Raw genomic sequence first — 19,967 nt, 5'->3', positions numbered from 1 at the left:
GACGATCGTCTCGTCCGTATCACGCAGCATGTTCATGTGCCGCAGGGGCGTAGCTGGTTTCGACGGTCCAGGAGTCCTTGGGCTGGCTGTAGAGATGCCAGAACTGCTCGGCCACCGCCGAGGCCTCCTTCGACTCCGGAGACACAAGGGTGCAGACGGTCACCGTCGCGACGTGAATTCCCTTGTCTCGGAACGGTTCGAAAAGCGCGTGGGCCAAGGCGCGAATGCCCGCCTTGCCGATGCTGATCGAGAGAAAATCCGCGCTGGGAGCGAGTGCGAAGCCGCCTCCCGTCAACAGGATCGCACCCGATCCTTGCTCTACCATCTTCGGAGCGACAGCCTGTGCCGCCACGAGCGCTCCTCCGATGTTCACGGCGAGATCCTCGTTGAAGCTATCGCGAGGCTGTTCAGCCAGAGTCGCCTTGCGCGCGGAGGCGGCGTTGTAATGCAGGACATCGATCGAGCCGTGCTGCTTCTCGATTCCAGCGACCAGATCCGCCATGCCCTTCGGATCGCTCGAGTCCACCTGGCGTGCGTCCGCCTTGTACCCTTTTCTTGTCAATCTCTCGGCCAGCTCTTGCGTCCTGGCGACGTTGCGGGCGGCCAGAACCACCTGGAAACCCTCCTTGGCGAACCGTTCGGCGGTCGCGAAACCCATCCCCGGGCCCGCGCCGATGCTGAGAAATGTCTTCATCGCCTGTCTCCTTTCGACGCTGCACTTGAAACGGGTGAGACCACGGTTGCCGAAACCATCATCGTATGCGTCTCCGCCAATCGCTGGGAGTCTCGCCGGTCAGCTTCCTGAACGCCGCGGCGAAAGCGGTCTGGGAGGAATAGCCGAGCGCGGCGGCGACAGAGACGACCGAGACGTCGGTATCGCGCAGCATGTTCATGGCTTGCTCCAGCCGGTGCTGGCGCAGCCAAGCGTGCGGGGACAGCCCGGTGCTTTCCTTGAAGGCGCGGCAGAAGTGGAAGCGCGACAAGCCGGCATCCGCGGCGAGCGCGGCCAGCGATACGTCCGCATCACTGTCCGAACGCAGGCGCTCGATACCGCGACCCAGCACCTTGGGCGAAAGCCCACCCATGACCGGCCGAACCGTGGCGGGTAGGCCGGCGTGCGCCGCGAGGAGGCGCGTAGCCAGAAGATCCGTCAGTTGGTGCCTGAACAGCGTGTCCAGCGCCGCGCTGCCTTCCAGTGCGTCCGCCGCACTCAGCAGCAATCTGGCCGTAACGGGGTCGGGATGTGCAGTGCGCTCCACAAGGTCACTCGGACCGGATGTTCCGGCTTCCTGGGCTACGCGCTCAAGGGTTGTCTGCGGAAGGTAGAGCTGAAGCACACTCAAAGGCTGATAGATGTCCCATCGTGAGGACGAACCGGCCGGAATGACCGTCAGGGTCCCGGAACGCGTCATTCCGCTCACGAACGCTTTCCCGTCGCGCCGCTCGAACCGAACCGGCTCGGCGGGGAAAGCCATGATGACATGATCGACCATGGGCTTGACCACGTCGTGCAGGGGATCATGCCTCCAGAAGGTGATCACGCCGTTGGACGGATCCGAAGCCATGCGCAGCGGCGCCATCTTGAGCACGCGCGTCATTTCCTCATCGGCGTGAGGGCGCTGCTCGCCCATTGGCAAATCGCGCAGGTGTGCCGGAGTCGCGTCCCGCTGGCTCTGCGGAATTGCTCTCAGGCGTGAACTGCTCATGGACCGTCCTCGTCGTTGAGGCAAACCCTGATCGAGCTTTCGACGTCTGTTCTAGCCGCTGTCTGGTGCGGCGTCTTGCCTAAATCCGCCTTGGATTTTCCAATTCTGAAGCGTCGTCGTGCCCGCATGCGCCGAAAAGTCACCTTCCGGTCCCGCAGAGGCTGCATCGGTCGCTGTCGCACAAGGCGGTACATTAGAGGGTCGGCACCGCTGACCCTTCTTGTGGCCAGAGAACGCCGTGCCGCTCCGACGAAAGCTGGACGACCGCTTTCTGCCATACGATAATCCCAAGACACCACGCGGGGATGACGACAAACAGCCGCCCAGCACTGCCAACAGGACCGGCCCATGGCGCAGAGCGACTTCCACAGTCAGAAGTACAGGGACCTTCTGCACCTTCGTTATACACCGTCATCGCTGATCACGCGGTCCATGCGTGGTGTCGATGTCGCCGTCACCGAAACGCGGGATGACGATCCCACTCATGGCCTCTGCGGCGAATTTACACGCGAGGGTGCATATATCGTTAGCCTGAAGCTTCGCGATTACCCGGACTGCGAATATTGGGAGCGTGGCAAGTGCGTAGCCAAGCCCAACATCCGGGCCGGCACGACATATTTATACGACATGAAGTACAATCCGCGCTTCGTGATCGAAAAGCCGTTCCACTCCCTTCATTTCTATGTTCCGGCCTCGGCGCTGGACGGCGTCGCGGAACAGGCCGGCGCGCGCCGAGTCGGCCAGCTCGAATGTCAGTTCGCGACCGGCTTTCGCGACGAGATCGTGCGTCATATCGGCGGATCACTGATGCGGGCGTTGCGCCGGCCATCCGAGGCGAACCAGCTTTTCGTCGATCACATGATGCTTGCGCTCACTGCCCACGTTGCTCAGGCATATGGCGGACTGCACGTCAGCAAGCCGGCGCGAGGCGCCCTTGCCCCATGGCAGCTCCGGCGAGCTTGCGAAAAACTCGAAGCCAACCTCGCAGGAACGGTTTCGCTGCAACAGATCGCTGCCGAGTTCGACCTCTCGGTCAGCTATTTCTCCCGCGCGTTCCGTGCCTCCACTGGCCTGCCGCCACACCAGTGGCTGCTTCGGCAGCGCGTCAAGGCAGCCAAGCAGTTGATGGCCATTCGAGAGCTGCCGCTGTCGGAGATCGCGATATCCGCAGGCTTCGCGAACCAGAGTCATTTCACGCGGGTGTTTTCGTCCGCTGTCGGTGTGAGCCCCGGCACCTGGCGCCGCGAAAAACTCGGTTCGACGGACGCGGAAGCATGGGAAGCTTCGTGAGGTCAGCGCCCCCGGGTCCGTGAGGCGGCGTAGGCCGCGCAGCGGGCCGCAAATACCTCGTCCGGCGGTTGCCCGATTCCTTCGGCGAGATTTGCCGGATCGAAGGCCAACCCGTTCCACACCTCGTTCGTCTCCAAACCGGTGATGACGATCGTGCCCAGCCGCACCGCTTCGCGCTTGTCCTCGTCCGGCCAGCGGATGGCGACGTTCATGATCGGATCGCCCGGACGATCGAGCACCGCCAGCACGCTGAAGCGGACATCGCGTGCCGCGATCCGCACCTCGAGATCATCGTTCCGGACGTTGGCGGACTTTCTCCTGGCTTCATCCGAGGACAGCGTTATTTCCCCGCCGACCGGCTCGACCTTGAATTTGATGAACCGAGTGTCGCCTCTGGCATTCGTCGCAGGAAAGGCGTGCACGCCCCAGAAGGTGGTGCGGGCAAAGCTGCCTCGCTGGGCCCGAAATTGCGCCCGACGCGGCTTTTCGCGATTAGTGGAGGTTAACGCGTTGATCTTCGTGTCCGGATTGCCGTTCGATCTGGACACGCCGGCGTGCTCGAAAGGCAGCATACGTTCGAGCGTTCTGGCATCGTGAATCGGGGCGCTCTGGGTGAGAATGTCGGAGGGCCCGTCGGCGTCTGCGAGCCTGAAAGCGAAGCGTCGCAGCACTCCGTTCTCGGCATCCGCCGTGCCGGGATAGCCATCGTCCGCCGAGAATTGTCCCAGCACGCGCGATGGTCTCGTGAAGCTCAGCGATCTGGTGATCTCCGCCGCCCGATCCGAGGGGATATACGTCCCGCGGACGCATCGGCCCTTCGTTAGACCGGCCCGCCGTTTTGGTGAACGCGTGGTCACGGCAGTCTCGACCTAGACCTGGGATGGAGCCGCGCCCGCGCGCGTGTAGTCCAACTCGGGCCGGCAGCTATCGCGTTCGTGGCGAAGGGCGCAGGGTACGATGATGCTTCTCGGATCATCTTTCATCCGTACGTCGGAATGGGCACGGATATGATCTAGCGGACCGAAAGTGCCGCTGCGCCAGAGCGATTGCCCTTGGCTGTAGAGCGATTGCTGCCTTTCTTCTGGGGCCGCCCATCGGCTGCGTCGGTAGGTGGCCCCCGGCCTTGGTGCGGGGATTCGATCGCATCCGGTCGCTTCGCCAGCGGCCGCAAATGTCGAGGGCGTACATCTTAACAGCAATCGCTCTACAACCGCCTCAATCGCTCTGGGGCAGGCATATGCTCGATCCGCTAAACGATGATCCTACCCAACAGATGGAGACGACAATGGCTTGGATCGAATTCGGAGGCGCATCATGATACTGGGTATGAGCTTGGCGACGTTCACGATGGTCCATGTGATCATCAGCCTGATTGCAATCGTGGCGGGCCTCGTCGTGATGTTCGGAATGCTCGGCTCGAAGCGGATTCCGAGCCTCACTGCCATTTTCCTTGCATCCACCATCCTGACCAACGCTTCGGGGCTTCTGATTCCGCCGCTGCTGTTCGAGAAGCCATTGCCGTCCCATATGATAGCCATCCTCTCGCTGGTTCTGCTGGGAATGGCCTGTTTTGCGCTTTACGGCATGAGGCTCGCTGGTTCTTGGCGCTGGATCTACGTGCTCACCGCGCTCCTCTCGCTTTATCTCAACGTCTTCGTACTGGTGATCCAGTCATTCCTGAAGGTGCCGGCATTGCATGCGCTGGCGCCAAGCGTGCCGCCGGCCGAGCCGCCGTTCGCCATCGTCCAGGGCATCGTGCTGGTATCCTTCGTGGTCGTGATCATTGGCGCGATCCGGCGCTACCGCCCGGAATTGGCTGCCGCCGACATGCGCCCCCAAAGAGACCTAACCCCGGCGGCTTGGGGCACGCGCTCCCTCTCGACGCGCAAATGAGTCGTTCGGGCGGGTGCAGATCGATCAGCCTTGTTGACCGATTGCGGACCGCCGGCAAAGCTTCGCGTATGTTATCGTTGAATGCGGCCGGGTGAATTTCTCTCGCTTCTTGCCCGGCCCAGCAGCGCTCGAAAGTCCGCGGAGCGATATGCTCATGATCCCTTGGAGCTAGAACCTGAGCACGTCTAACGATAACGGAGGATCTCCATGAAGATCGTTGTGATCGGCGGTACCGGCCTGATCGGTTCGAAGACCGTCGCCATTCTGCGCCAGGGCGGGCACGAGGTCGTGGCCGCCTCGCCCCGAAGCGGTATCAACACCATCACCGGCGAGGGGCTCAAGGAGGCCATGGCGGGCACGCAGGTGGTGATCGACCTCGCCAATTCGCCCTCATTCGAAGACAAGGCGGTGCTGGAATTCTTCGAGACCTCCGGCCGCAACCTTCTCGCGGCGGAGGCCGCAGCGAACGTCCGGTATCATGTCGCGCTGTCGATCGTCGCGACCGACCGGACCGACAACGGCTATTTCCGCGCCAAGCTCGCCCAGGAGAAACTGATCGAGACCTCCGGCATCCCATACACCATCGTCCGCGCGACCCAGTTCATGGAATTCCTCGGCGGCATCGCCGACTCCAGCGCGGATGGCAACAAAGTCAGGCTCCCACCCATCCTGTTCCAGCCCATCGCATCGGACGACGTTGCCACCATCGTCGCCGATGTGGCACTCGCGCCGCCGCGAGGCGGCATCGTGGAGATCGCCGGACCGGAGCGAGGCTCGTTCGACGAAATCATCGCCCGCTATCTCAAGGCGGTTGGCGATCCGCGCGAGGTCGTGAGCGATCCCGAGGCGGGATACTGGGGCGGCCGGGTCAGCGAGCACTCGCTCGTGCCGCTCGGCGAAGCGCGCCTCGGCCGCATCGGTTTGGACGAATGGATCCGCCGCTCGAAGGCAGCGGCCTGATCTCCACGGGAGCTACGCCGGTCTCTCAAGAGCGGATTTCGGCCGACGAGCTAAGGAGGCGACCATGACGATCAAACGCGCTGTGTTGGCTCTTGTGTGCCTCACGGCTGGCACCGCGCTGGCTCAGGAGCCCAAGGTCACGCCACTGATGTCCAAAGATCTTGCGGAGAGCCCCGGCAGGGAAGCTCTGATGATCACGGTCGAGCACGCGCCCGGCGGCTCGAGCGCAATGCATCGGCACAATGCCCATGCGTTTGTTTACGTGCTGGAGGGCTCTGTCGTGATGCAGCTGAAGGGCGGACAAGAGGTGACGCTGACGCCGGGACAATCCTTCTATGAAGGCCCTTCTGACGTTCATGTCGTCGACCGGAACGCAAGCGCTACCCAGCCGGCGAAATTCCTGGTGCTCCTGATCAAGGACAAGGGCGCCCCGGCGCTGGTACCAGCACAATGATCGTAGCCAAATGCACTAAACTGGCTACGGCAAAGGCCCTGATTGACGCGGCATTCGCGAAGCGGAAGCGGCATCCGGCCATCGCCTACGATCGGCCATGCTACGTTCGCGAATGCGTACCGACATCAGCCTCGCGTGCAGCGCTTCGAAAATATGGGCCGCGAAAATACCGGTACTCAGCATTGCCAGAAACGCAACCAACATCTTGATAGAGCCTTTATCTGTTCAGCTTTCAGCCGCATGAGGGGGCGACCACGATCGCAGTTTGCACCATGTGGCAGGGCTGTGCTGTCCTGCGTTCAGTTTTGACTGCGGTCGCATAATTGCGTGATCCGGGGCCGAGGACTTCGACGGTCGCAGTAGCTCCCGCAACGAGTTCATTTCGCTCGGTGCCTTCTAGCGCGATCCGGACCGGGACACGTTGCGCCAGCCGCACCCAGTTGAAGGTCGGATCTACGTTGGCAAGCAGGGTCGAACCGTTGCTGCGGTCGCGATCTTCGATACCGGCTGCAACGCTCTCCACTTTTCCAGGCAAAGCACGGCTGCTTCCCATCAGGCGCACGTTGACGGGATCGCCGACGTGGATGCGCTGCAGCTTGGTTTCCTCGAAGTAGCCCTGGACATGCAGCGTGCCGGTGTCGAGCAGCGCCATCACGCCCTTTCCGGGGGTGAGGTAGGCGCCCGGCCGCAGCTCATTGTTGGTGACAATGCCGCTGACCGAGGCTCGCACCTCGCTGCGTTCGATGTTGAGCTTCGCAAGTGCAACGTCCGCGACGGCCTGGTCATAGGCCGCCTGGGCCGAGCCTTGGATGGCGACGACCTGGTCCATCCGCTGCGTGGAAACCACGACGCCGGGCGTCAGCGCACTGTACCGCTTCAGATCGGCATTGGCATTGTCGAGCGTGGCGCGCTTGCCTTCCTGTACCGCCTCTGCCTGCTTGAGCGCGATATCATAGCGCGCCCGGTCGATCCGGAAGAGCACGTCGCCCTTTTGGACTTGCTGATTGTCCCGAACCAGAACCTCGCTCACAAAGCCGGAAACATCGGGAGCCACGGGCACCACGTCGGCCCGTACGTGTCCGTCACGGGTCCAGGGCGCATCAAAGTAGTAATCCCACAGCTTGTAACCGGACCAAAGCGCGACCAGCACGATGAGACCGGTCAACGCGAAAGGACGCAGCGAATTCACGACGGCTTTCATGACACCAACTCCTTGGAGGCGAGGTGAGGAACGGGCGTGACGCCATCGGGGGCTTCTCGATCCCGGCGGCGTCTGGCGGCCTCGAAGCCGTGCATGCCGGTCTGCCATTGCAGGCCAACAATTGTCCCTTTCACGGGCTGCAGCAGAAAGAGCGCCGAAAATCCGGTGGCAGGGAGCCAGATCAGCAATTGAAGCCAGGCCGGAGGTGAATAGGCCATCTCGACGGCAAGAAGGGCAGGGACGACGAGGTGGCCGACGATCGCGATCACAAGATAGGCCGGAAGGTCGTCGGCGCGTTGCGGCGTGTAATCTTCGCCGCAAACCTCGCAGTTGCCGACCACCTTGAGAAAGCGGCCGAACAGACGGCCTTGACCGCAGTTCGGGCACTTCATCGTGAACCCGCGCCATAAGGCTTTCTGGAACGAAACGGGGGCTGTCATGAGAATAACTCCGTGGAGCCTAAGACGAGGCCGGTGACCAGGCAGATGAAAAGCGCGAAATCGAAGAGTGCGGGATGCCAGATCCATCGATAGAGGCCGATACGAGCAATCAGCTTGCTGACGAGGCGCGCAAGCACGTAGGCCACCACGCTCCACAGCAGGAGCGTCGGAACGAGCACGCCGAGAAGGTCAAGTTGGTAATTCATGCGGCGATCGTCCCAGGTTCGATTTGCTGTGGTTGATAAGCCGGCGACTCCGGAAAGAGCCCGGAACGAACGCCGGTAAGACCGATCAGCACGTGATCGCGGGCTTCGCCCGACGGTTCCTGCAACGTCAATGCGATGCTGCTATCGAGCTGTCCGACCAGGCCATCTGGAAGCGGCCCCGCCGTATGGGTCCTGCAAATCGGGGCAAGACGAGCGAAAAAGGCTTCGATTGCCGCTCTTGTGCAGCGTGAGAGGCCCGGGCTTGCGCGCCTCACGCCGACAATGTTGAGCGCCGTCCGCAGCTGGCGGAGATTGGCGGCGCCGCTCCTGGCGTCGGCAGGAACGACGGTGATACGCGCAGCAAGCAGGGCGAGGCGATGCTGCATGAGACCGGCAAGCGCAAAGGGATCCTGATCCGACGTACGCTCGGCGACCGATGCAAGCGTGGTCCAGTTGCTTCGGAGCAATCGGTTAGCGATCCAGTCAGCCCCGACCAGGCGAACGATACCGCAGGTCAAGCCGGTCATCGCCACGCCCAGCATCAGCGCGATGCTGGAGTTGGCATAGGAGGTAAAGTCGGCCGAATAGGTCTCGGTCAGCGCCAGTTGCACCGAGAGATAGATCGCAAGTATGGCGCCGAGTCGTGCGGTCGCGGGCCGTGCAGCCATCCAGCCGAATAAAAGGAAAGTCGGCATCAATGCGACGATGAGCACCTCGAGAGTCGTAATCCGCGGCAACACGCCAAACAGGTAGATGCCATGCACGGCGATAACGACGAGGAACACGCCGTAGAAATTGCGGAACGCCGGAAGCGGATCGTCGACGCCGGCCAGAAAGCTGCCGACGACCGCGGCGAAGAGTGGAGCGGCAACCCCGTCCGACCAGCCGGTCGCAATGGAGAAGCAACTGCAGCAGAGCACCGCGAGGGCTACGGACCCGGCCGCCAGGAGCGCAGACCAGTGGTCGCGATGCGGGACGGCAACAGCCGCGGCGCCATGAGAGAAGACGAGAGGAAGAGATTCGGGATTGCGCCCCTCTGAGATGGCGTCGCGCAGGAGCTGGCAATCCTGCGTGACATCGACAAGGTTGCGAAGCCGGACAACGAGACCAGAGATCGCAATGTCGGCCCAGTCGGCATCTACGTCCAGCACCGGTCGTATTTCATCGAGCGCTGCGCGCAGCGCGCTGGCTTCCTGTCCATCGCGCCCGCCCGCGTCGAGCCATGCCGCTGTCCTCGTGCACAAGCAGGCAACGCGTGCGGCCGCCTCCTCATGCCAGTCGAGAGGCAGCTTGCGGTCTTCGATCGATCCGAGCAGCGGAAGCAGCGATAGCATGTGCTGCCGGAGGCGCTGCAGCGCTCGCCCGGTATTTGCAGAAGCGGTCGCCTCATAGCCGAGATGCCGCCCAAGCTGGTCGATTTCGGAGGCCGCAGCGGCAAGGCGCATGCGCTCGCCGTCACGCTCCTGATCGCTGCGACGGCCCGTCAGGACGTCCGCAGCGAGCCGGCGCGCGCCGGCAAGCCATGCATCGGTTTGTGCGGTGACTGCGGAGGCGACGCTGCGCGGCATCACGAGCATCGCGACGACGCTCGCGCAGACGATCCCGAGCGTGATCTCCTGCACGCGGGAAACCACGATGTCGAAGGCCGACTGGGGCGTCGAGACGATGGGAAATCCGAGCAGCGCCACGGTGTAGCCGGCCAGCATGAAGACGTAGCTGCGCGGCGTGCCGTCGATCAGCGAAAGATACAGGCAGATGCCAACCCACAGCGCGATGCAGAGGCTGAGCAATTCCGGCGCATTGACGAGGTTCGGGACCAGCGCGATCGTTCCTGCCCCGCCAATCAGTGTGCCCAGAATGCGGTAGACGGCCTTGGAGTTGGTCGCGCCCGTGAACAGGTTCGAGGTGATGTAGACCGACGCCATGGCCCAATAGGGACGCGGCATGTCCAGCAGCAGCGCGATCGAGAACGCCAGTATCGCCGCCGCAAAGGTCCGCAGCGCGAAGATGAGGGCGGCGTGTCGATCCCGGAATGAGGCGGTCTGGGTCATGGCGATCGTGGCGTCGGCGGACGGTTGCTTCAGCAGTGAGCGACGTTTCTGTGTGCGATACATGACTTCGCGTCGGCCAGCGAAGCTGTTGCAAATGCGTTCGAAACGCATTGCTGCAGTCCTGAACGTTCCATCCTGCAGTCGACGGGAGTCGGCGACGTCTGGGCGACGCCGATGACGTCCGGTTTCAGAACCGTTACGAACACCATGAGGCACAGGATTTTGCCAGCGAGCACGGCGAGGCACAGAACGTCTTTCATGTCGGTCCCCGATCAATGGGTTTTGACTGCGCTCGTCATACGGGTTCTGGACTGCCGCGGCTTTGCTGGGATTGCCGATGCATTTTCATTTCTTGCTGTCGGAGCGGCGGCCGGAGCCTCTTCCACCGCCGCGAACGCATCGAGTGGGCTGCGCCGCGCGGTCAGAGGTTCGTCTTCGCGAACGACGTTCGGCGCGGGCCCGGACGCAGCAGCGTGCGTCACTGGCGCGCGCGCAGTGTCGAACACCACCCGTTCCGGCCATTTGTGATCCGAGCGGATGCGCAAATTGGCCCGTTCGCTCGGAGCGATTGCGGAATGCGAATGAGCACGGGGCGCTGGAAGCAACCAATCGGCTGCAAACAGCGACAGGAGCAGGACGCTTCCCACCCACACAAAGTACTGACGTATCGGCATGGCAGGCGGTCTCTCAGTGACCTACCATGGCGAAGATAGTCGTATGACGGCTCGCGGGCTTTGCATCGCGTGCTCTCGTCTTGTCATTTGTTGCTGCCCGCAGGCTCACAAACGACATGCAGATTCAGGCAAAAACCGAAAGCGACCGCCTGACATCCGTCGGAGAGGATTTGGATAGTCGTGATCCAGCCGTCTGACGATATTGACCTGGCGCCTGACCCGTCGCCTGCTTGAAGGCCCGCGTAAAGTTGGCTTGGCCTGAGAAGCCCAGCGAGAGCGCGATGTCGACCAGCGGGAGATCACCGCGTGTCAAAAGCGTTTTTGCCCGCTCAAGACGCCTCCCACTGACGTAGCGATGCGGCGCTTGACCAACGGCTTGCCTGAAGGCTCGTGCGAAATGAAATCGACTGAGGCACGCAATCGATGCCATGCGATCAATGCTGAGATCTCCCTCGAGGTTTGCTTCAATGTAGTCCAGCACACGGGAGAGCCTGCGCCGATCGAGCCCGTGGTTTGTAAAAGGATCGCGCGGATGATGCGCTGGCGTATCTCTGAACCAGCCTCGCGGCCAGGCTGGCCGCGAGGGCATCGACAAGCAGATTGCCGGTGCAGGTTTCCGTCTTTAGCTCCGATGCGACCGCAAAGCCGATCTCGGCTAGTAGCGGATCTTCGAAAGCGCTCTCGTAGCTTAGCGCGCCGACTACGGATTGATGGATATCCGTATTCAGATGGGCCGACGAGAAATAGCTCAGTGGAAGATGGAGATGCAGGAATTCCGGCGTATCTTGAGCAAAATCAACCGAACCATCCTGCAAACCAGGAGGAGAGAACCAAACCGCACCACGCCTCGCGACTATCCGGCTTTCGATGCCAGGCGCCCGGCGCGTTACAGTCGATTCACCGCTGCTACGGAGAGCGACGCAAATCCTGACATCGGATCGTGGGGTCCTCCATGGGACCAAGCCTCTTCTAGCTGTGCACAATTCGGCCGACAAGCCAGACCAGCCCCGACCGGCTGAAGATAGTAGCAGCTTCCCGGGACAATCGGTTGCACCAGCGCCGCAGTGTGGCCATGGCTCATAGTGGCCTGCGGCGATCGGCAGTTCTGATTGCATCTCCATGCTTGCTCCGGGGGCGCATCCATCATTGTTGCGAAACTAACTTGGTATAGGCGGCGCAATTTGCTCGGTATCGGTTGTTAGAGGCCGTTAGTGTTTGCGAGTCTCACACATCGCCAACAATCGGCTCACACGAGGTAGCCGGAGACCCCGTCCCACAGTAGTTTCAGCGCCGTCACGACCAGCAATCCGTAGCAGACCCGATAGATCTGACGTTGGTCCAGGCTTCCGTGAAGCCGCCAACCGGCCCACACGCCGGCGGGAACGGCGAGCAGGCAGATCGCCATCAATGTCCAGACGTTTCCGGTCGGCTTGACCAGCAGGAGCCATGGCACGGCCTTGGTCGCGTTGCCGACGGTGAAGAACAGGCTGGTCGTGCCTGCGTAGATCTCCTTGCTGAGGCCGAGGGGCAACAGATACATCGCAAGCGGCGGTCCGCCCGAATGCGCTACCATGGTCGTTACCCCCGAGGCGAGGCCAGCCGTGATTGCCTTCTGCGTCGAACGCGGACGAGTTATCACCTCCGCGCCTGCGGCAAGCCACAGTGCCACGAAGATCAACGTGGTCGCGGCCATCGCGATCGCGATGGCGCGGTGATCAAGGAAGCGGAACAGCAGATATCCAAATCCAATGCCAGCCACGAGACCCGGTAACAGCACCAGAAGATCTGGCTTCGACCAGGTCGACGGCTTCCAGTAGCGAAGGGCGAACAAGTCCATCGCGATGAACAATGGCGCGAGAAGGCCGCCGGCGGTGACCGGATCCATCACGAGCGACAATAGCGGAATGCCCACGATTGAGAATCCGCCGCCAAACGCGCCCTTCATGAAGCAGATCAGGAAGACGCCGGCAAAGGCGACCAGGATCGTGGCGACGGTCAGCTCCACGGCGCCGACTCCAAGGTTGGCGCGCGCCGGCGCTCGCGTGAGATCGTGACGGCGGGGGTCATCATCTCTTGATCCGGTTGACCAGAGAATGTGATGAGACCGTCAATTGCCGCCTCGATCTGAAAACGGCGGCTGCCGATGTCCCGCAGTGCGCGGTCGTCGAGATCGTGAAGGCAGGCAATGGCGGTCTGCCGGCCGAGATAGCCCGCGAGTCTCTCGCAAGCGCCGGCAAGCAGCCGAGATGCGATCCCGGACCCCTTGATGGCAGCAGGAAGGATGATCGTCGAGACTATCGCAGGCATTTTGGGTCTCCAATGCTCCGAGTTTGGATTTCAATGCTCCGAGGGGCGAACATCCATGGTCGCCGCCGAAATGGTAGTGCCGCTGGTTCTCGATACAGATCCTCGGGCAGAATGATCCGATGCCTATCTCGGTGCAATTAAAAAATTGCACCGAGTACAATATGTCGAAGCTTCGTTCAGGTCGGATTGTCGAAGCCGGCCGATACGGAAGACCCGGTCGGCTATGCAATGGCCAGCCAGCACTCAGCAATCCGCGGATGCCGGAATCATCCACGTCGAAACCGTCTGCCAGACGCCGTCGCTCGACTTGCGCTGATACGCGACGAAGTCGGCGTCGTCGCTGTACTGGATTTCGTACCGATAAGATTCGAGATGCCTTGTCATTGAACTCTCCTGTGTTGAGAACGGCGCTTCTCGCGTCATCATCCAAAACATCGATTGGAAAGCCCGCCTCAGAAAGGGCCATAGATGGAAAGGGTCCTTCCAGGCAGCGGAAGGCTCGCTCGAATGGCTAACCGGATCATACCAGGCGATGCCGTCTTCCGCAGTCCGGGGCGATATGGCAAAATCGGGAGGTATCCTCCCAGATTGTGGAAGGGATCCGATGGATCGCCTGGAAGCGATGTCGACCTTTCTGACCGTGGTCGAGCAGGGCAGCTTGTCCGCGGCCGCGCGGCGATTGAAAACGCCGCTCACAACAGTCAGTCGCAACGTATCCGAGCTCGAGGCACACCTGCGGACGAAGCTCTTCAACCGATCGAGCCGGCAGTTGGTGCTAACGGATGCGGGCACTTCCTACGTTGCGGCTTGCAAGCGCATCCTCACCGATGTGATCGAAGCGGAGCGTACCGCCTCCGGTGAGTATACCACGCCGACGGGCGAGCTGGCCGTGACCACTCCGCTGGGCCTTGGGCGCATCATTCTGATGCCGATCATCGCGGACTTCCTCAAGACCTATCCGGACATCAAGGTGAGGATGATCCCCACCGATCAGAAGCTGAGCCTGGCCCAGGAGCAAATCGATGTCGCGGTGCGCATCGGCGAGTTGCCGGATTCGAGCCTGGTCGCGCTGCGGCTCGGCAGGACGCGCCGGGTGGTGTGCGCCAGTCCCGCCTATCTGGCGGCTCGCGGAACGCCGCGCACGCCTGAAGATTTGGCCGGACATGATTGCATCAGCTATCCCGGCTTCTCGCCCCCCGACGTCTGGACATTCGTCAAAGGCAAGGCGACCATCGCAGCGCCGGTGCATACGCGGCTCATTGTGGGCAGCGCGGAAGCAGCTTGTACGGCAGCCCGCGCTGGCGTGGGAATTTGCATCGCCTTCGCTTACCAACTCGAAGCTGCTCCCGAAGCAGGAGCATTGAGAACCGTGCTGGATGAATTCCAGCCACCGTCAATGCCGGTCAATCTCGTCTACACGGCCAACCGGTTTCTGCCGATCAAGGTGAGAGTGTTCCTGGACTTTGCAGCACCGCGGCTGAAGCGAATTTTCGCCGAGTAGATCCCGACAGTGTGAACTCCGCTGTCGAGCTTCCAAAATCCGGAAGGATGACTCCCGGTTTCCCCGCCTGTTGACCCGGGCCTTTCGCCCCACCTCCCAGTCACGACCTGCCGGAAACGGCGTCACGAACTGGAGGCGAAACATGGGTGAAGTCATCCAATTTATCCCGAAGGCCGAGCGCGAACGGCTCCGCCTGATACGAGAAGCCCGCGCGATCTACGACAGCGTCTTCCCGCCGGCCGATCCGGTCAACGGACAGCCCGACAGCACACCGATCGCCATCAACGGAACCTGGATTCATCGGGGCGGCGAACCGCTGTCGTGATCAACGACTTCGCCGTGCTCGATCGTCAATCATTAGGAGCAATCGTCATGTCAATCCGCAACACGCTGTTCGCCGCCGCATTCGGTATCGCTTCTCTGACGGCGGCCCACGCAGAAAGGCTGCGCCCCATTGAGGCCAAGAGCATTAACCTCGGCCGGATATCGGGGGTCGCCTACTACACCGTCGAGCGGGATGGATTTCGCGTGGTCGCCACTCTGGCGCAAGGCGAGACAGGAACACCGTTCCGCGTCGTATCTCTTCTCACACCTGGTCAGCGCCTGCTGCTCTCGACACCGCAGCCAGCGGGTGTGATCGAGATCAGCCGGGAAGGGGACAGCGTGCTAGTTCGCAAACCGAACACAGCCTCGAACTGAACCCAACTTTAACGGCTGCGCTCACCAAAGAGCACGGCCAAGGAAACTGCATATGTCGACCATCCACCTTCATCGAACCACCACGGCGACGCCCGAGCAGTACGTGGCCGGCCTGACCGATTTCGGGCCCGGCCGCTCGAAGCTGTTTGACAACAGCAGCGATGCGTATCTCAAGGTGCATCGTAGAAGCGGCTCGCACGCCGATGTCACGGAAGGCTCGGGCGGGATCTGGGAGCGCCTGCACTACGACTGGTCTGATCCCGCCCGCGTCGTCCTCACGACGATCGACTCCAACGTGTGGGGTGGTGCGTCGGGTCACATCTACACCTTCACGCGTCAGTCCGACGGCACGACAGACATCGATGTGGTCGTCACGCGGGACGGCAAGAATCTGACGGGGCGGCTGCTCGGCTTCGTGCTCGGGACGATCGGCGGGCGGGTTCTGGACAAGGCGTTTGAAAACTCCGTCAGGGCCATCGAAGCCCGGAACAGCAACGCTGGACGCCCAGACCCAGGCATTTCCGACCTCGCCGCCTAAGCAGTTGGATAGCACCCCGATGCCCTCGTCGCCGGCGCATGCTAGGATGTTGCCCAGAGTTCTGGTTGAGAGATCACCCGAACGGATTGCTCCGGAACGGGCAATGGCGAAACGGCTGAAAAAAACTGCGCCACCGCAGGAAAATCAGCGCGCGCGCGCCCCGCGCTCGGGAGAACTTTCACTGCTTGGGCGAGAAACTGAAATTGCTCTCATCGATCAGCTTCTCGACAGGATCCATGACGGCGGGGCAACTCTCTTTATCAGCGGGGCACCGGGGATTGGAAAATCAGCGCTGCTCGAGAAGGCCAAAGACAGGGCCCGTGAACGGGACATCGTCGTATTGGGCATGACCGGCGTGCTCGCTGAAGTTAATCTGGCGTTTGCCGGACTTCAGCAGGCGTTGCGTCCACTCATGAAGCTGGCAAAGGCTTTGCCGCCCCGCCAGCAGTCTGCCTTGCTGAATGCGTTCGGGCTGGGCGAGGAAGCTGCTGAACCACCCGATGTCTGGCTGGTCGCGCTTGCAACGCTGACGCTGCTCACTGAAAGCGCAACTCACAAACCGATCCTCCTGGTCGTCGACGATGCGCAATGGCTGGATGAAGCGACGCGTGACGTGCTGTCGTTTGTCTCCCGGCGTCTGAGTTCGGATTCGATCGTCCTGCTGCTCGCTCTACGAGAGGGTTTTTCCCTTCCATTTGGTGACGCCGACACGTTGCGGCATGTCGTTTCTGCGCTCGGCGACGTCGATGCGGCCCGCCTGCTCGACATCCGGGCCCCCGGCCTCTCCGGGAAGCTGCGCGACCGCTTTCTCAAGGAAGCCGCCGGCAATCCATTGGCGCTGGTAGAGTTGCCGCACAGCTTGCGAACTGAGGACGATGGGGAGGCTCGATGGCTTCCCTTGACGGAGCGACTTGAACGCACCTTCTCCAGCCGCTTGTCCGGCCTTCCGGGCGCCACTCAGATGCTGTTGAACGTTGCCGCTGAAAACGACGGAACGTCTCTCCACGAAATCCTGCGCGCCGGCGAAGTGCTGCTGACCCAGAATGTCGGGGTCGACGCCCTTGCGCCCGCCGCCTCCGCCCAGCTGATCGATCTCGATGCAATGCAGGTTCGGTTTCGACACCCGCTCGTGCGATCCGCGATCCATCAAACCGCCGACGTAGCAACGCGCCAAAGGGTTCATTCCGCGCTTGCGGCGGTCATCGAGGATCAAGACCGCCGGCTTTGGCATCGTGCTGCGGCGACGTTGGGGCCCGACGACGACCTGGCCGCCGAACTCGATCTCATGGCGAATCGTGCGCAGAGCCGGGGCGCCAACATCATGGCCATGGAGGTTCTGCAGATCGCGGCAAAGCTGAGCAGCAAGGCGAAGGCCAGGAGAGAACGATTTTTGCAGGCCGCCGAAATTGCAACCGACCTTGGTCGACCGGGGTTGCTGGCGCATTTGTTGCGGGAAGCCGACGTGGAGCCGTCGGATAGGCTGGGCGTCGCCCGGGTCGGCTGGTGCCGCGAGATGAGTCAACCGCTCATGGTCAATGATCTCGGCAAGATTTCCGCCCTCGTAAATCTTGCTGACCAGGCGCGCGCGGCTGGCGCGAAGGACTTGGCGAGCAATCTTCTCTGGCGAGCGGCGCAACGCTGCTGGTGGAGCAACGCGGGTAGCGAGCTTCGCGCGAGCGTCCTTACCGCGGCAAGATCACTCGAGTTGTCGGAGCTCGACCCGCGCGGCATCGCCATATCCGCCTATTCCGAGCCGCTTCGACGAAGCAGCGAGGTATACGCGGGGCTGATGTTGCTTTCGCAAAAGGGCAGCAACGATCCGCATGTTGCGCGAATCCTGGGAAGCACTGCAAACGTCATTGGCGCGTTTGATCTTGGTGTAAGTTTCCTGGCTGAGTCCACCGCGGGGCTGCGAAAACAGGGGCGAATCGGCAATTTGGCGCGTGCGTTGTTCGCTCAGGCGTGGGCTGAAATGGAAGTCGGCGATTGGATCGGGGCGAGGCGAGAAGCCGAGGAAGCCGCCCGTTTTGCCGAGGAGACGGGATCTGCGGTATGGACGGCAGCGGCCACGATCGTGAAAGCGCAGCTTGCGGGCATGCAGGGGAGGCTTGAGCAGGCTGAGACATGCGCGACGGAAGCGGAGCGCCTGGTGCTGTCGACTGGCGCCAGCTTTCTGCTAGCGATGCTGCAATTGGGGCGCGGCATAACGGCCATCGGTGCCGGTCGGCATTCGGAGGCCTTCGAGCACCTGCAGCGGCTGTTTGCGCCGGCCGATCCAGCTTTCAACTCCGGCCTGCAATTCTTTGCGCTGGCCGACTTTGTCGAAGCGGCCGTCTATTCCGATCATTCGCAGGATGCGCGCAAGCTGATCGATGAGGTGGAGCGCGTATCCGCTCCGGATCCGGTGCCGTGGGTCGCAACGATGTTGTGCTACGGCAAGGCGCTGATCGCGACAAATGAGGATGCAGAGCAATACTTCCTGAAGGGGCTTGGGCCGGCTGCAAAGAATTGGCCCTTCCTGCGAGGGCGCCTGCTGCTCGGTTACGGCGCGTGGCTTCGCCGACAGCGCCGCTCTTCCGATGCGCGGGCGCCGCTGCGTCAGGCCCGCGATATCTTCGACGCGCTCGGCGCTTCACCCTGGAGCGATCGCGCGCGGGAGGAGTTGCGCGCAGCCGGCGAGGCAAGCCTTCGCCGGACAGCACAGGTTTGGGAAAGCCTGACCCCACAGGAACTGCACATCGCACAGCTCGCGGCCCAAGGGCATTCGAACAAGATTATCGGAGCCAGACTCTATCTGTCTCATCGGACCGTCGGCTACCATCTGCAGCGGGTCTTTACGAAGATCGGGATCACTTCGCGGTCCGGCCTGTCCTCCGTTCTGGCGACAGCCGGTAGTACGGCCCAGTGAGCGGGTCTGTCATCGGACTGGTCATTTGACGGATGCCGCCCGCGCCCTCCGGCATCTACCTTCCATGCGTGCAAACCTGCGACGAATGGTAGGAGGCCGCCTTGGACGTCAGATTGGAACAGCCGCCCGCGGTGAACCGAAATGAACCGCAGCCTTGTTGTCACTCCTGGACGGCTGGTGGCCAGACCAAACCGGTATTGTCTTCGAAAAATCGTGGCTGGTCGTGCTTGTCGGCGGAAATGCGGTACGTTGGAAAGGGCGTGATTCCCTGGCGCGGTGCGTCGTCCGACATCGAAGTTTGCATCGATGTGTGCGGAAATGGGTCGCTGGTCACACGGTGCGCCTCCGCGATCCAGGACTCGACTGTCGCCCTCCGGAATACTGTTTGGCTCACTCCTCCGAGCTGGAATGAGGGTTCCATCGCGATCGCCGGCGATCTGCCCGAGATCATGCATATTCATCTTCCCCCAAGCCAATTCACCCCGGGCAGGCTGGGCCTCCACGTCGACAAATCCGTGATCGGAGCGCTGAGATATGACAACGCATTCCGGGATCCGCTGCTGGGCGAGATCGCCCGCGCCCTTGCGTCGGAAATGCAGGATGAGACCTCGGCCGGCAGGCTGCTGGTTGACTCCTTGGCCAACAGCATGGCGGCCAGGCTCGTTCAAACGCACTCCGGTGCACCGACAAGCCAGCCCACCGTCTCTGCTTCAAAGGAAGGCCTAGATCGTCGCAGGCTGGCCCGTGTGCTGGATTACGTCGAGGCAAACCTGGAAGGCGATCTTACCCTTGATGGCATGGCTTCGATCGCCTGTCTGAGCCGATACCATTTTGCCCGCGCCTTCAAGCAGGCCGTCGGACATTCTCCTCATCGCTATGTCAGCATCAGGCGCCTTGATCGCGCGAAAGCCTTGTTGATGCAAGGTGATCGATCGTTGGTGGATATTGCGCTGGCGCTCAGCTTTTCCGACCAAGCCAGTTTCACACGCGCATTCAGCCAGGCAACAGGTCGGGCGCCCGGCCAATATCGCCGCGAGTTTGGATCGCGACAACACGATTCTTCGCCGGCTGATATCAGACAGGCTCTTCCGGTGCTGGCGTGAATCCGGAGGCCGCGTCATCACCACTCTCAAATTCGC

The 19,967-nt window shown here is 62.0% G+C and carries 21 protein-coding genes; 10 read left to right on the top strand and 11 right to left on the bottom strand.

Annotated features, from left to right (window positions below):
- Nucleotides 1–19: 19 nt before the first annotated feature.
- The gene (locus XI05_RS18270; RefSeq protein WP_271504144.1) at nt 20–694 is read right to left on the bottom strand and encodes an SDR family NAD(P)-dependent oxidoreductase; all 675 of its coding nucleotides are present in this window, start codon (nt 692–694) and stop codon (nt 20–22) included.
- A 58-nt stretch (nt 695–752) separates the two neighbouring features.
- On the bottom strand, nt 753–1,706 hold the full coding sequence (locus XI05_RS18265; protein WP_442869288.1) for a helix-turn-helix transcriptional regulator: 954 nt from the start codon (nt 1,704–1,706) through the stop codon (nt 753–755).
- Between the two features lie 348 nt (nt 1,707–2,054).
- On the opposite strand from XI05_RS18265, the gene XI05_RS18260 reads away from it, so the two are divergent.
- The gene (locus XI05_RS18260; protein WP_271504142.1) at nt 2,055–2,996 is read left to right on the top strand and encodes a helix-turn-helix domain-containing protein; all 942 of its coding nucleotides are present in this window, start codon (nt 2,055–2,057) and stop codon (nt 2,994–2,996) included.
- A gap of 2 nt (nt 2,997–2,998) precedes the next feature.
- Here the strand turns inward: XI05_RS18260 and XI05_RS18255 are convergent, their stop codons facing one another.
- Nucleotides 2,999–3,853 (bottom strand): catalase, encoded by an 855-nt coding sequence (locus tag XI05_RS18255; RefSeq protein ID WP_271504140.1) that lies wholly within the window; start codon nt 3,851–3,853, stop codon nt 2,999–3,001.
- Nucleotides 3,854–4,310: 457 nt separating this feature from the next.
- On the opposite strand from XI05_RS18255, the gene XI05_RS18250 reads away from it, so the two are divergent.
- From XI05_RS18250 to XI05_RS18240, 3 genes are all read left to right on the top strand, one after another.
- Nucleotides 4,311–4,889 carry a hypothetical protein gene (locus tag XI05_RS18250; RefSeq protein WP_271504138.1) on the top strand — a complete coding sequence of 193 codons (579 nt, stop codon included), beginning with the start codon at nt 4,311–4,313 and terminating at the stop codon, nt 4,887–4,889.
- Nucleotides 4,890–5,096: 207 nt separating this feature from the next.
- The gene (locus tag XI05_RS18245) at nt 5,097–5,849 is read left to right on the top strand and encodes an SDR family oxidoreductase (protein WP_271504136.1); all 753 of its coding nucleotides are present in this window, start codon (nt 5,097–5,099) and stop codon (nt 5,847–5,849) included.
- A gap of 64 nt (nt 5,850–5,913) precedes the next feature.
- Entirely contained in the window at nt 5,914–6,303 is a 390-nt protein-coding gene (locus tag XI05_RS18240) for a cupin domain-containing protein (protein ID WP_271504134.1), read from the top strand.
- Between the two features lie 232 nt (nt 6,304–6,535).
- Here the strand turns inward: XI05_RS18240 and XI05_RS18235 are convergent, their stop codons facing one another.
- The 8 genes from XI05_RS18235 to XI05_RS18200 all read right to left on the bottom strand — a co-directional run bounded on the left by XI05_RS18235 (nt 6,536) and on the right by XI05_RS18200 (nt 13,566).
- Nucleotides 6,536–7,504, bottom strand: a complete 969-nt coding sequence (locus tag XI05_RS18235) for an efflux RND transporter periplasmic adaptor subunit (protein ID WP_271504132.1) — start codon at nt 7,502–7,504, stop codon at nt 6,536–6,538.
- Nucleotides 7,501–7,944 carry a DUF983 domain-containing protein gene (locus XI05_RS18230; RefSeq protein WP_271504131.1) on the bottom strand — a complete coding sequence of 148 codons (444 nt, stop codon included), beginning with the start codon at nt 7,942–7,944 and terminating at the stop codon, nt 7,501–7,503. The genes XI05_RS18235 and XI05_RS18230 overlap by 4 nt, the downstream gene beginning before the upstream one ends.
- On the bottom strand, nt 7,941–8,150 hold the full coding sequence (locus XI05_RS18225; RefSeq protein ID WP_271504129.1) for a DUF1656 domain-containing protein: 210 nt from the start codon (nt 8,148–8,150) through the stop codon (nt 7,941–7,943). Before XI05_RS18225 ends, XI05_RS18230 begins: the two co-directional genes overlap by 4 nt.
- Nucleotides 8,147–10,312 (bottom strand): FUSC family protein, encoded by a 2,166-nt coding sequence (locus tag XI05_RS18220; protein WP_271504127.1) that lies wholly within the window; start codon nt 10,310–10,312, stop codon nt 8,147–8,149. The genes XI05_RS18225 and XI05_RS18220 overlap by 4 nt, the downstream gene beginning before the upstream one ends.
- A gap of 687 nt (nt 10,313–10,999) precedes the next feature.
- Nucleotides 11,000–11,356: a helix-turn-helix domain-containing protein gene (locus XI05_RS18215; protein ID WP_271504123.1), complete on the bottom strand. Its 357-nt coding sequence runs from the start codon at nt 11,354–11,356 to the stop codon at nt 11,000–11,002.
- A 765-nt stretch (nt 11,357–12,121) separates the two neighbouring features.
- Nucleotides 12,122–12,880, bottom strand: a complete 759-nt coding sequence (locus tag XI05_RS18210) for a sulfite exporter TauE/SafE family protein (protein WP_271504121.1) — start codon at nt 12,878–12,880, stop codon at nt 12,122–12,124.
- Nucleotides 12,871–13,182, bottom strand: a complete 312-nt coding sequence (locus tag XI05_RS18205; RefSeq protein ID WP_271504119.1) for a hypothetical protein — start codon at nt 13,180–13,182, stop codon at nt 12,871–12,873. The genes XI05_RS18210 and XI05_RS18205 overlap by 10 nt, the downstream gene beginning before the upstream one ends.
- Before the next feature lie 243 nt (nt 13,183–13,425).
- Entirely contained in the window at nt 13,426–13,566 is a 141-nt protein-coding gene (locus tag XI05_RS18200; protein WP_271504117.1) for a hypothetical protein, read from the bottom strand.
- Between the two features lie 220 nt (nt 13,567–13,786).
- Here XI05_RS18200 and XI05_RS18195 point away from each other — a divergent pair, with 220 nt between their 5' ends.
- The 6 genes from XI05_RS18195 (at nt 13,787) to XI05_RS18170 (ending at nt 19,931) form a co-directional block, all read left to right on the top strand.
- Nucleotides 13,787–14,683, top strand: a complete 897-nt coding sequence (locus XI05_RS18195; RefSeq protein ID WP_271504115.1) for a LysR family transcriptional regulator — start codon at nt 13,787–13,789, stop codon at nt 14,681–14,683.
- 142 nt (nt 14,684–14,825) lie between these two features.
- On the top strand, nt 14,826–15,008 hold the full coding sequence (locus XI05_RS18190) for a hypothetical protein (protein WP_271504113.1): 183 nt from the start codon (nt 14,826–14,828) through the stop codon (nt 15,006–15,008).
- Nucleotides 15,005–15,382 (top strand): hypothetical protein, encoded by a 378-nt coding sequence (locus XI05_RS18185; protein ID WP_271504091.1) that lies wholly within the window; start codon nt 15,005–15,007, stop codon nt 15,380–15,382. Before XI05_RS18190 ends, XI05_RS18185 begins: the two co-directional genes overlap by 4 nt.
- Nucleotides 15,383–15,434: 52 nt before the next feature.
- Nucleotides 15,435–15,920 carry a hypothetical protein gene (locus tag XI05_RS18180; RefSeq protein WP_271504089.1) on the top strand — a complete coding sequence of 162 codons (486 nt, stop codon included), beginning with the start codon at nt 15,435–15,437 and terminating at the stop codon, nt 15,918–15,920.
- Nucleotides 15,921–16,023: 103 nt separating this feature from the next.
- Entirely contained in the window at nt 16,024–18,828 is a 2,805-nt protein-coding gene (locus XI05_RS18175) for a helix-turn-helix transcriptional regulator (protein ID WP_271504087.1), read from the top strand.
- 101 nt (nt 18,829–18,929) lie between these two features.
- Complete coding sequence (locus XI05_RS18170; RefSeq protein WP_271504085.1) at nt 18,930–19,931, top strand: helix-turn-helix domain-containing protein; 1,002 nt, start codon at nt 18,930–18,932, stop codon at nt 19,929–19,931.
- Nucleotides 19,932–19,967: the final 36 nt, after the last annotated feature.

The organism is Bradyrhizobium sp. CCBAU 11357, from assembly GCF_028128865.1.
Taxonomy (GTDB): domain Bacteria; phylum Pseudomonadota; class Alphaproteobacteria; order Rhizobiales; family Xanthobacteraceae; genus Bradyrhizobium.
Note: the sequence above shows the minus strand (reverse complement) of the source record. Positions and strands in the feature narration are given on the sequence as shown.